The organism is Streptomyces chengmaiensis (genome assembly GCF_029846775.1).
Lineage (GTDB): Bacteria > Actinomycetota > Actinomycetes > Streptomycetales > Streptomycetaceae > Streptomyces > Streptomyces chengmaiensis.
This window is the reverse complement of record NZ_JARWBG010000022.1, coordinates 106,443-118,825: the sequence shown is the minus strand read 5'-3', so window position 1 is coordinate 118,825 and position 12,383 is coordinate 106,443. Positions and strand designations below refer to the sequence as shown.

Sequence of the window (12,383 nt, the reverse complement as noted above, 5' to 3'; positions counted from 1 at the left end):
GAAGTCGGCCAAGGACGGCCTCAAGACGGCGTACCGGAACCCCCTGAGGGGATCGTGATCCACTCCTGACGGCGTCCTGAGCCACACCGTGCATCCTGACCGGCGTGGCACGGGCAACACCCAGCAGTACGACTGCGCCTGAGCGTCACCCTCGCGGGCCTCACCGCGCGACGCCGCCCCGCGGCCGTGGTCCGCTGGGCGTGTGCGGAGTGGGAACGGCGGCGGGCGCGGGCTGCTGCCCGAGGCGGCATGGCGGGTGGGGGCCTGGTGCGCCGTCATCCTGCTGGCCGCCGGGGTCGTCGGGGTCGGGGTGTGGCTCGCCGGGGTGTTCCAGACGGCGGTGACGGCGGTGCTGCTGGCGATCCTCGGGACCGCGCTGCTCGGGCCGCTGCACCGGCGGCTCATCCGGATGAGGGTCAACCGGTCGCTGGCGGCCGGTCTCACCTGCGCCGCCGTGGTGGCGGTCTTCGGCGGGGCCGCGTACATCATCGTCAGCGCGCTGATCGAGACCGGGGACCAGATCGTCGCCTCGCTGCGGCATGCCGCCGACGATCTCGCCCGGTACTTCGGGGCCGCCGGGACCTCGCTCGACGATCTCGCGGCGAACGCCAGGGACCTGCTGGGGCGGTTCGGGGCGACGGCCGCCACCGGGGTGATCAGCGGGCTCAGCGTGGTCGGCGAGATGATCGCGGTCGCCGTGCTGGCGCTGCTGCTGAGCTTCTTCTTCCTGCGGGACTCGCACAAGGCCGCCGATGTGCTGCGCTCGCTGGCGCCCCGCTCGTCCGGCGATCTTGTGGAGGCCATGGGGCGGCGGGCCTTCGAGGCCGTCGAGGGCTTTATGCGCGGGACGACCTTCATCGCCCTCATCGACGCCGTCGCCATCACCGCCGGGCTGCTCATCCTGCGGGTGCCCGGCGCCGTGGGGCTCGGGGCGCTCGTCTTCGTCGGGGCGTACATCCCCTACCTCGGCGCGTTCATCTCCGGGACCGTGGCCATCCTCGTGGCCCTCGCCGACCGGGGCTTCGCCATCGCGCTGTGGGTGCTCGGGGTGGTGCTGGCCGTGCAGTTCCTGGAGGGGCATGTGCTCCAGCCGGTGATCCAGAGCCGTACGGTGCAGATGCACCCCGCCCTGGTCATGCTGGCGATCGCGGCGGGCGCGTCCGTCGCCGGGATTCTGGGGATGCTGCTGGCCGTGCCGCTGACCGCCGCGGCGTTCGGGGTGGTCGGCGAGCTGAGGAATCGTTACGCCACGGAGCCGCCGGAGCCCGCAGCGGGAGCCGGGCCGGGGGAGGACGGCGGCTCGTAGAGCTCGAACCAGATCGACTTGCCCGCGCCCCGCGGGTCCACGCCCCACGCGTCCGCCAGCAGCTCCATCAGCACCAGACCGCGCCCGGACGACGCCAGCTCCCCGGGCCGCCGCTTGTGCGGCAGCTCGTCGCTCCCGTCCGCGACCTCCACGCGCAGCCGCCGCCCGCCGTCCCCGCCGTCGCGGACGTCCCGGCTGCCGTCCGCCCCGCCGCCGTCGCCGTCCGGGCGGCTGGTCACCTCGGCGACCAGCAGCGCGTTGCCGTCCGTGTGCACCAGCACATTGGTCACGATCTCCGAGACCATCAGCACCGCCGAGTCGATCTGCTCCACGTCCACCCAGTCGTGCAGCAGCTCCCGCATCTGCCGCCGCACCGCCGCGATCCTCTCCGGCTCCGCCTGCGCCACCGTCAGCGCCGTGCGCCGCGGGGGCTGAAGCAGCCGCGCTCCCTCACGCGACAGCAGCACCAGCGCGATGTCGTCCTCGCGGCGGTCCGCCAGCGGACCGGTCGTGTAGTGGGAGGCGGGGCCGTGCACCGCATCGACGAGGCTGTCCGCCAGCACCTCGAGCGAGGAGTCGCGGTGCTCCTCCGCATGCTCCTCCAGGACCGTGCGCAGCCGGGCCCAGCCGGAGTCCAGATCGTGCCCACCTGTCTCCAGCAGCCCGTCCGTGCACATCAGCAGGATCTCGCCGGGCTCCAGCACCAGGCGGGTCGTCGGATAGTCCGTGTCCGGGTCGACGCCCAGCGGCAGCCCGCCCTCGACGGGCTGCAGCAGCACCGTGCCGTCGGCCGTGCGCACGGCCGGCTCCGGATGGCCCGCGCGGGCCATGTCCACGCCGCCGGTCGCCGGGTCCACCTCCAGATAAAGACAGGTCGCGAAGCGCGGGGCCGTGTAGTCGGCGGCCTCTCCCCGTCCCCCGCGGCCCAGCGCGTCCGTCGCGTCCGTGATGCCGTGCAGAAAGCGCGAGGCGCGCGAGAGCACCGCGTCGGGCGGGTGCCCCTCGGAGGCGTACGCACGCAGGGCGATCCGCAGCTGGCCCATCAGTCCGGCCGCGCCCACATCGTGGCCTTGTACGTCCCCGATGACCAGGGCGATCCGGCCCGACGGCAGCGGGATCACGTCGTACCAGTCGCCGCCGACCTGGAGCCCGCCGCCGGTGGGGACGTACCGCGCGGCCACCGTCATCCCCGGAACCGCGGGGCCCAGCACCGGCATCATCGAGCGCTGCAGCCCCTGGGACAGCTCCCGCTCCGACTCCGCGACCCCGGCGCGGGCCAGCGCCTGCGCCAGCATCCGCGCGACCGTCGTCAGCACGGACCGCTCGTCGGGGGTGAAGGCCACCGGGTGCTTGAACCCCGCCATCCACGCGCCCATCGTCCGCCCCGCGACGATCAGCGGCAGGAACGCCCAGGACTGCCGGCCGAAGCGGCGGGCCAGCGGCCAGGCCGACGGATAGCGGCGGCGGTACTCCTGCGGTGTGGGCAGATAGACCGCGCGGCCGGTGCGCACCACCTCCGCCGCCGGATAGTCGGTGTCCAGGGACATGTCGGTGAAGGGGTTCTCGTCTACCTGGTCGTGCCCGTGGTGGCCGACGATCGTCAGCCGGTCGCCCTCCGCCCCGAAGACGGCCAGGCCGTCCGGCGAGAAGCCGGGCATGGACAGCGAGGCGGCGACCCGCAGCACCTCGGCGGTGGACCGCGCCTCGGCCAGCGCCCGGCCCGCGTCCAGCAGGAAAGCCTCGCGCGAGCGCCGCCAGTCGCCGGTGATGGGGGTCTGGGCCGCGGTGCTGCCCGGCTGCGGCTCGGTGACCTCCTGCAGCGTGCCGATGAGCTGGAACTGGACCCGGTAGCCGGAGTCCTCCGACGGCGCGGCCGTTTTGACGATCGGCTTGGTGCGGCTGCGTACGGTGCGGACGACCCGGCCGGAGTCGTCGACGATCCGCAGCCGGGCCTCGGCGAGGGTGCCCTCGGCGACGGCGAGGCTGATGATGCCGCTGACCTCGTTCCAGTCGACGGGGTGGAAGCGGGAGCGCACGGCGGAGGAGGGGTAGACGCCGGGCTCGGCGGGCAGCTCCAGCAGCCGGGCGGCCTCGCCGTCCAGGGTTACCGTCCCGGAGACGTTGTCCCAGCGCCACAGGCCGGTCGCGATCGCGGCCAGGACGTCCTCGGTGCGCATGACCTCAGACTATTGCGAAGGCTCTTCGAATGAGATGTCCGGTATCCATTGGGTTGTCCGCCGGGTCGCCCCTCCGGTCGTCCGATCGGCCGTCGTCCCGCTCTGGGTCTGGATGCCGGTCTGGATGTCGGTCTGGATGTCGGTCTGGATGTCGGTCTGGATGTCGGTCCGGCCGTCTGTCGGAATCCCGTCGGAATCCCGTCGAGGAGAGTGGCATGTCAATGCCAATGAGAGCAGCGGGGGCCGGACGGTAACCTTGCAAAGGTTGTGCCCACCCCGAAGCCCCAAGACTGGATGAACGACGATGCATCGGTACAGGTCCCACACCTGCGGCGAGCTCCGCGCCTCTGACGTCGGCAGCGACGTCCGGCTGAGCGGCTGGCTGCACAATCGCCGAGACCTGGGCGGCATCCTCTTCATCGATCTGCGCGACCACTACGGCATCACGCAGCTCGTGGCCCGCCCCGGCACCCCCGCCAACGAGGCGCTGAGCCATCTGTCCAAGGAATCCGTCGTCCGCGTGGACGGCACGGTCTCGGCCCGCGGCGCGGAGAACGTCAACCCGGACCTGTCCACCGGCGAGATCGAGATCGAGGTCTCCGCGGTCGAGGTGCTGGGCGCGGCGGGCCCGCTGCCCTTCACGATCAACACGGACGACGGTGTGAACGAGGAGCGGCGGCTGGAGTACCGCTTCCTCGACCTGCGCCGTGAGCGCATGCACCGCAACATCATGCTGCGCACCGCGGTGATCTCGGCCATCCGGCACAAGATGACCGCCCTGGGCTTCAACGAGATGGCCACCCCGATCCTCACCGCGACCTCCCCGGAGGGCGCGCGTGACTTCGTGGTGCCCTCCCGGCTGAACCCGGGCAAGTTCTTCGCCCTGCCGCAGGCCCCCCAGCAGTTCAAGCAGCTGCTGATGATCTCCGGCTTCGACCGGTACTTCCAGATCGCGCCCTGCTTCCGCGACGAGGACGCCCGCGCCGACCGCTCGCCCGGCGAGTTCTACCAGCTCGACGTGGAGATGAGCTTCGTCGAGCAGGAGGACGTCTTCGCGCCGATCGAGCAGCTGATGACCGAACTGTTCGAGGAGTTCGGCAACGGCCGCCATGTCACCTCACCGTTCCCGCGCATCCCGTTCCGCGAGGCGATGCTGAAGTACGGCAACGACAAACCGGACCTGCGTGCCACGCTGGAGCTCGTCGACATCACCGACGTCTTCGAGGGCTCGGAGTTCAAGGCGTTCGCGGGCAAGCACGTCCGCGCCCTGCCCGTGCCGGACACGGCCGGCCAGCCGCGGAAGTTCTTCGACGGCCTCGGCGACTTCGCCGTCGAGCAGGGCGCGAAGGGCCTGGCCTGGGTGCGCGTCGGCGACGACGGCCAGCTCACCGGCCCGATCGCCAAGTTCCTCACCGAGGAGAACGTCAAGGTCCTCACCGAGCGGCTCGGCCTGGTTCCCGGCCACGCCGTCTTCTTCGGCGCGGGCGAGTTCGACGAGGTCTCCAAGATCATGGGTGCGGTCCGGGTGGAGGCGGCCAGGCGGGCCGGCCACTTCGAGGAGAACGTCTTCCGGTTCTGCTGGATCGTCGACTTCCCCATGTACGAGAAGGACCCGGACACCGGGAAGATCGACTTCTCGCACAACCCGTTCTCCATGCCGCAGGGCGGCCTGGAGGCGCTTCGGACCCAGGACCCGCTGGACATCCTCGGCTGGCAGTACGACATCGTCTGCAACGGCGTCGAGCTGTCCTCCGGCGCGATCCGGAACCACGAGCCGGACATCATGTTCAAGGCCTTCGAGATCGCCGGCTACGACCGGGCGACCGTGGAGCGCGAGTTCTCCGGCATGCTCCGCGCCTTCCAGTACGGCGCCCCGCCGCACGGCGGCATCGCACCGGGCGTCGACCGGATCGTGATGCTCCTCGCCGACGAGCCGAACATCCGCGAGACGATCGCCTTCCCGCTGAACCAGAACGCGCAGGACCTGATGATGGGCGCCCCGACGGAGCTGGACGAGGCCCGTCTGAAGGAGCTGAACATCGCCCTGCGCAAGCCGGCGGCCGCGACGGAGGCGAAGCCGGAGAACAAGCCGGCGCAGTAACGGCCGCCGGGTGGCGAGCGCAGGCGGTCAGCCGTCCGGACGTCGTCGTGGCCCGGTGCGCCAACGGCCCCGCCCCGTATGTGTCGGCGGGCGGGGCCTTGGGCCTGTCCGAAGCAGGCCCGACACGGTGTGGAGCCTTGATCAGAGCCAGCCTTTCTGGGCGGCCTTGAGTCCCGCCTCGAAGCGGCTGGTCGCGTCCAGCCGCTCCATCAGGGCCGCCATCAGGCGTCGTACCGTCCGCAGGGACACCCCCAGCCGTTTTCCTGCGGCTTCGTCCGTCATGCCGGAGGCGAGCAGCTTCAGGAGCTGCCGCTCGGTGGCGGTGAGGCCGTCGGTGTCCTCCCGGGAGTCGTTTCGCCGCTCGGCCCCGAGCGGCACTGCCGTCTCCCAGGTCTGCTCGAAGAGGGCCACCAGGGAGGCGACGATCCCGGGCGCGCTGGTGCACAGTGCGCCCAGCCGAGTGTTGGCCGGGTTGATGGGCACGACCGCAGTGGTGCGATCGAAGATCAGCATCCGGGGAGGGACGACTGGGCTCGTACGCACCTGTCCGCCCAGCTCGCTCATCCAGCGGGCGTACGCGAGGGTTGAAGGATCGTTTCTGGCGCTGTCCTGGTAGACGGTCAGCAGCTGAACACCGCGGTGGAGCGCTTCCTTGTCCAGCGGGCGGGACGCATCCAAGCTCGCCTGTGACTGTGCCCCGCCGGGCATGATCGCCAGACAGTCGTGGTCGAGGTCCCGGGCGAGCTGTTCCAGTCGGCTCTGAATCGCGTCCATGCCGACCAAGCGCTCCGCGCCGTCCACGTCGGTGTTGGGGCGCAGCTCCGCGAACTCGGCGACAGCCCGTGCCACGGCCTCCTTGCTGCGTGCCAGTTCTTCCTGACGGCGCAGCAGGTCGGCTTCCTGGCGGCGCAGAATCAGCTCCAGTCCTACTGCGGGGCTGACTGCGCGCAGCATCCCCGGGCACTCCCGTGACGATTGCAGCAGGTCCATGTCGACGAGCCGGTCCAGGCTGGATCGCACCTCGGCTTCGCCGATGCCCAGCAGTGCGCACAGGTCGTCGACCCCGGCGTCGGGGTACTGCAGCAGCCCTCTGTAGACGGATTCAAGGGCGGAGTCCAGCCCTAGTGCCTCCAGCATCTCTTTCCCCCTAGGTGGTGCGGCCGTCTGTGGCGATCACCGCCAGATTCATGATCATTCTAGGTGAATTCACCTGGAGGCCAAGAGGGCGGGTGAGTGCTGGCACGTGAGTGCCAGCCACCTTGGTGCCAGCCGGATTGGCTTCCGGCGGGTGCGATGGGCGGACAAGATTGTGATCAACAGCAGGGCACCGGAGCGGAGGCCGCACCAACTGCCCTGGTAATCAGCCGCATCGGCAACATCAGACTGCATTGGAGACGATCCCGCCATGTCCGCGACCGCCCGCCTCGCTGCCGCCGCCGGCCTTGCTCTCGTTCTTTCCTCCGCAGGGCTCGCTCTGGCGTCGGGCATCGGCTGGGACTCATCCGGTGCCGTCGTGGACACCGCAGGCAATATCGGCTGGGACTCGTCGCGTCCGGGTGCATTTCAGCTCACCGGCATCGGCTGGGACTGAGCCCTTGCGCGTCGTCCGGACCTTTCTTGTCGGTGAACCAGGAACCGGCCGGCCCGGATGTCGCTCTCATCGGCCGTCGCATCAGCTGCCTCATCTGATGCACGATCTGCTCTGGGCCCATGCCGAGCCGGCAGATCGAGTCGAGCACATCCGGGTGCGCCCGCACGAGGCCGGGATGGAAGCCATTGTCTTCCTCCGGGCGGACTCCGACGCCGCGGCGCTCTCCGGCGTCCGTGAGCTGCTCGCCCGTGTACGCGAGCCGGTCGGGGCCCATGGATACGTCCCGATGATGGCGGCCGACTGACCGACGCCGCCCCTGCCTTGGATCTCATTCTCTCGCCTTCTACATCTTTCCTCCCTCTGCCACCAAACAGGAGATTGGCATGCCCATGACTGCACGCCGCAGTGCTGTCCGTTCTGCCGTCGTCACCGCCGCACTGGCCTCCGTCGTTCTGGGTGCGATGGCCTCCCCCCACGCCGCTCCCGCGCCCGCTCCGGCCATGGCGAGCACGGCAGCGACCGCGCAGTCGACCGTCGGCGGCTCCATCACCCGCGCGGAGATACTCGAGCGCGCTCAGTACTGGGTCGACCAGGGAGTGCCCTACAGCCAGAGCGCCTACTATCGCGATCCGCAGGGCCGCAACTACCGCACGGACTGCTCCGGCATGGTGTCCATGGCGTGGCACCTCAACACCAGCGCCACCACGTGGACGCTGCCCAACTACTCGACGAAGCTCTCCAGCCTGGATGACCTGAAGCCGGGGGATGCGCTCAACGACATCAACAATCACGTTGTGCTCTTCGTCGGCTGGACCGACTCCAGCCACACGACGGCCAACATCATGGAAGAGGCAAGGCCGGGTACCAACGCCCGCAAGAGCACATACTCGCGCAGCTACATCACGAGCAACAACTTCAAGCCCTACCGCTACAACAAGGTTGTCGACTCTCCGGTCACCGTGCCGGACAAGGGCATGACCCACATCACGGCCGTCGGCGACCTCACGGGTGACGGCGTGACGGACATCATCGCGGTGGAGACCGCGACAGGCGATCTGTACCGGTACTCCGGGCCGACTTACACGGGCATGAGCAAGCGAGTGAAGATCGGCTACGGCTGGGACTCCATCAGCAGCATCGTGGGTGTCGGTGATCTGACGGGTGACGGAGTTCCGGACATCATCGCGGTCAACGGCGAGAACGGCGATCTGTACCGGTACTCGGGGCCGACCTACAACGGCGGTTCGAAGGTGAAGATCGGCGTCAACTGGGACTCCATGACCAACATCGCCGCTGTCGGTGACCTCACGGGTGACGGCGTGACGGACATCATCGCGGTGGAGACCGCGACAGGCGATCTGTACCGGTACTCCGGGCCGACCTACAACGGCGGTTCGCGGGTGAAGATCGGCCACGGCTGGAACAGCATGACCGCGATCGTGGGTGTGGGGGATCTGACGGGTGACGGGGTTGCGGACATCGTCGCGGTCAACGGCGAGAACGGGGAGCTCTACCGGTACTCGGGGCCGACCTACAACGGCGGTTCGAAGGTGAAGATCGGCACCGGCTGGAACTCCATGATCAACATGGCGGGCGTCGGCGATCTGACAGGCGACGGGGTGCCNTACCGGTACTCGGGGCCGACCTACAACGGCGGTTCGAAGGTGAAGATCGGCACCGGCTGGAACTCCATGATCAACATGGCGGGCGTCGGCGATCTGACAGGCGACGGGGTGCCTGATCTGCTCGCGGTGGAGCAGGCGACGCAGAAGCTCTACCGGTACTCCGGACCGGGCTTCGGCGGCAGCACACGGGTCCAGATCGGCACGGGCTGGTAACAGCGCGACCGTACCGGGTGGGGCCGCGCCAGAACGCGGCCCCACCCGCCGTCCGATACCACCGCCCACAGCCACCTTGTGCCGGCAAGTCACATAGATCCGGCTCTACGGCCGATTCCCCCTGTGCCTCAAGTCACGCGCCGTTCGGCGGGCCCGAGCGCCAGGCCGTTCCCCGTGGCTCCCTCCTTCGTCCGGCCGCTCCATTACGCCGTCTGCTTCGAGAACCGAGGTCTCGTATGTCCGTACGCAACGCCTCCACCCCACGCCGCAAGGCATCGCTGCTGAGAGCTGTGATTGCCGCTCCGCTGGCCGCGCTCACTTTGCCGCTGCTGGCGGCCTCGCCTGCCAACGCGGCCTCCGTCGCCACCTGGGACAAGGTCGCCCAGTGCGAGAGCTCCGGCAACTGGAGCATCAACACCGGCAACGGATACTACGGAGGGCTGCAGTTCTCCAAGTCCACCTGGGACGCTTTCGGCGGCAAGCAGTACGCCGCGTACGCCCATCAGGCCACCAAGGAACAGCAGATACGCATCGCGGAGAAGGTCCTTGCCACCCAGGGAGCAGGCGCCTGGCCGACCTGCGGAGCCAAGGCCGGTCTGGCCTATGACCACGCCGACCCGTATCCGGCGGAGCCCCCGGCGCCGCAGTCGAACATGGCCCATCTCACTCCTGTGGGCGACCTCACCGGCGACGGGGTGCCGGACATCATCGCGGTGGAGAAGAAGTCGGGCGACCTCTACCGCTACTCGGGACCGGCATTCGGCGGCGGATCCCGGGTGAAGCTCGGCTACGGCTGGAACGGCATGAGCGACATCGTGGGTGTGGGGGATCTGACGGGTGACGGGGTTGCGGACATCGTCGCGGTCAACGGCGAGAACGGGGAGCTCTACCGGTACTCGGGGCCGACCTACAACGGCGGTTCGAAGGTGAAGATCGGCACCGGCTGGAACTCCATGATCAACATGGCGGGCGTCGGCGATCTGACAGGCGACGGGGTGCCNATCGTGGGTGTGGGGGATCTGACGGGTGACGGGGTTGCGGACATCGTCGCGGTCAACGGCGAGAACGGGGAGCTCTACCGGTACTCGGGGCCGACCTACAACGGCGGTTCGAAGGTGAAGATCGGCACCGGCTGGAACTCCATGATCAACATGGCGGGCGTCGGCGATCTGACAGGCGACGGGGTGCCGGACCTGATTGCCGTGGAGAAAGCGTCCGGCGACCTGTACCGCTACTCGGGTCCGCACTACAACGGCGGTTCGCGGGTGAAGATCGGCAACGGCTGGAACGCCTACTCCACCATCGTGGGTGTGGGGGATCTGACGGGTGACGGCGTGGCGGACATCATCGCCGTCGACTCCCGGACAGGTGAGCTGTTCCGCTACTCGGGGCCGTATTACAACGGCGGTACGAAGGCGAAGATCGGGACCGGTTGGGATGCGATGACCAGCATCACCGGCGTGGGCGACGTGACCGGCGACGGGGTGCCTGACCTGTTGGCCGTCGACCCTGCCACGGACAGGCTCTACCGCTACTCGGGCCCCGGCTTCACCGGCGGCAGTCGCGTCCAGATCGGCACCAACTGGTAGCCGGTGACCGACTGGCGGTCGGCACCGGCATGGTGTCCGACGGCCTCCGCTCTCGTCTCTCCCCGGTCGGCCCGGGCTCTCGCATCCCCTCTCTCCAAGTCCTCTGGAGCGCTCTGTGCGCACAATCAAATCCCTCCTGGCCAAATTGAGTTCGGTGGGAGTCGCGCTGGCCGGGGCGGTCGCCCTCGCGCCGTCTGCCCAGGCCGACACCGTGTCTGCCGGTACCGCGCCACCCCTCCGATTCATCAGCTACAACATCTGCGGAAACGTCTGTTCGGACGGGAAGGGATACGACAATCAGCGCAGGGTCGACACAGTCGTCGACGAAGCGGCGGACAGCGGCTGGAACGCGGATCAGATCCATCTGCAGGAGGTCTGCCGATCGCAGTACGACAAGATCCTGACCCGCCTCGCCCCGAAGGGTTTCCGCGGACTGTTCACCGCGACCCTCTCCGGCAGATCCGATATCTGCGACGGCGACGACTACGGGGCCGCCGTTCTGGTGAAGGGCTCTGTCGTCGACACCAAGGTGCTGGATCTGACGGTGGGAGGTGAGAACGAACCCATCAAGGTGCCCTGCGTCAAGAACTACATTCAGAGCCGTGTCAATTGGGCCTGCTCCGTGCACCTCTACTGGAACGAGGCATCGTACCGGGAAGCGGAGGCCCGTGCCCTCGCCGCACAGGCCGAGCAGTGGGAGGACTCCGGAGTGCCGGTGGTCCTTGCCGGAGACTTCAATGGCACTCCCCGCTCAGCCGCCCTCTCCAGCTTCTATGACCCGAGCGTTGTCGACGGTGGCCGAGGGAGTTTCATCGAAGCCGACGACACCGACAGAGACCACTTCGACCCGGCTGTCTGCGCTCCGGCGACGGACACCCGCTGCCGGTCCGGGGAACCGACCTTCGGCACCAAGAAGATCGATTACATCTTCCTCGGCTCACGCCACTTCAAGGGGGCCAAGGGGGACGTGCTGCCTCTGGACACGGCGGTCTCCGACCACCGGCTGGTGCGCGGTGCCGCCTTCTGGTCCGACTGCGGGCCCGCCGCCCCGGCGTCCGGGTCGGTCATCCGCCGGGACTCGCACGGAGTGCTGTACCGGTACGCGGGCGGCAGCGGGACCGGCAGCGAGCTCGGGAAGGCGTGCAAGGTTGGCGTCGGCTGGAGCAGCATGAGGCTCGTCGACCTCGACGGCACAGACCTGCTGGCCGTGGACGGGAACGGCGACCTGTGGCGATACACCGCCGACACGGCGTCAGGTTCGTACTCGGGCAGCGCACGCACCAAGGTCGACACCGGCTGGCAGACGTATGACGTGTTGCTTGCGCCGGGTGATTTCTCGGGTGATGGGCGGGCGGATCTGATCGGTCGGGACGGTGCCGGTGATCTGTGGCTCTACAAGGGGGACGGCAAGGGCTACTACAGTCCGCGTACGAAGATAGGCCATGGCTGGCAGACGTATGACGTGTTGCTTGCGCCGGGTGATTTCTCGGGTGATGGGCGGGCAGATCTGATCGGTCGGGACGGTGCCGGTGATCTGTGGCTCTACAAGGGCGACGGCAAGGGCTACTACAGTCCGCGCACAAAGATAGGCCATGGCTGGCAGACGTACTCCGCTCTCGTCGCGCCGGGCGACCTCGACGGCGACAGCAAGGTGGACCTGGTCGGCCGGGACGGTGCGGGAGAGCTGTGGTTCTACGCCGGCGACGGAGCCAGCGGTTACGCTCCCCGCACGAAGATCGGATACGGCTACCCGGCCGGTGAGCTCATCTTCTGAGGTGAGG

At 68.8% G+C, this 12,383-nt stretch carries 9 protein-coding genes; 7 read left to right on the top strand and 2 right to left on the bottom strand.

Annotated features, from left to right (window positions below; translation table 11 throughout):
* Positions 1-202: 202 nt before the first annotated feature.
* Positions 203-1,306 carry an AI-2E family transporter gene (locus QCN29_RS19660; protein WP_279929654.1) on the top strand — a complete coding sequence of 368 codons (1,104 nt, stop codon included), beginning with the start codon at positions 203-205 and terminating at the stop codon, positions 1,304-1,306.
* Here QCN29_RS19660 and QCN29_RS19655 read toward each other — a convergent pair.
* Positions 1,243-3,483: an ATP-binding SpoIIE family protein phosphatase gene (locus tag QCN29_RS19655; protein ID WP_279929652.1), complete on the bottom strand. Its 2,241-nt coding sequence runs from the start codon at positions 3,481-3,483 to the stop codon at positions 1,243-1,245. The two genes, QCN29_RS19660 and QCN29_RS19655, sit on opposite strands and share 64 nt — an antisense overlap.
* Positions 3,484-3,787: 304 nt before the next feature.
* Here QCN29_RS19655 and aspS point away from each other — a divergent pair, with 304 nt between their 5' ends.
* A complete protein-coding gene (gene aspS / locus QCN29_RS19650; protein ID WP_279929651.1) occupies positions 3,788-5,584 on the top strand; it encodes an aspartate--tRNA ligase in 1,797 nt (598 codons plus the stop codon).
* Positions 5,585-5,725: 141 nt separating this feature from the next.
* Here the strand turns inward: aspS and QCN29_RS19645 are convergent, their stop codons facing one another.
* Positions 5,726-6,721, bottom strand: coding sequence for a helix-turn-helix transcriptional regulator (locus QCN29_RS19645; RefSeq protein ID WP_279929650.1), 996 nt, complete (start codon positions 6,719-6,721; stop codon positions 5,726-5,728).
* Positions 6,722-6,989: 268 nt separating this feature from the next.
* Between QCN29_RS19645 and QCN29_RS19640 the strand changes: the two genes are divergently transcribed.
* From QCN29_RS19640 to QCN29_RS19620, 5 genes are all read left to right on the top strand, one after another.
* Positions 6,990-7,175, top strand: coding sequence for a hypothetical protein (locus QCN29_RS19640; RefSeq protein ID WP_279929648.1), 186 nt, complete (start codon positions 6,990-6,992; stop codon positions 7,173-7,175).
* Positions 7,176-7,272: 97 nt separating this feature from the next.
* Positions 7,273-7,479 (top strand): hypothetical protein, encoded by a 207-nt coding sequence (locus QCN29_RS19635; RefSeq protein ID WP_279929645.1) that lies wholly within the window; start codon positions 7,273-7,275, stop codon positions 7,477-7,479.
* Between the two features lie 79 nt (positions 7,480-7,558).
* Complete coding sequence (locus tag QCN29_RS19630; RefSeq protein WP_279929643.1) at positions 7,559-9,013, top strand: FG-GAP repeat domain-containing protein; 1,455 nt, start codon at positions 7,559-7,561, stop codon at positions 9,011-9,013.
* A 236-nt stretch (positions 9,014-9,249) separates the two neighbouring features.
* Positions 9,250-10,602, top strand: coding sequence for a transglycosylase family protein (locus tag QCN29_RS19625; RefSeq protein ID WP_279929641.1), 1,353 nt, complete (start codon positions 9,250-9,252; stop codon positions 10,600-10,602).
* 115 nt (positions 10,603-10,717) lie between these two features.
* The gene (locus QCN29_RS19620; protein ID WP_279929640.1) at positions 10,718-12,376 is read left to right on the top strand and encodes an FG-GAP-like repeat-containing protein; all 1,659 of its coding nucleotides are present in this window, start codon (positions 10,718-10,720) and stop codon (positions 12,374-12,376) included.
* The last annotated feature ends 7 nt before the right edge of the window (positions 12,377-12,383 follow it).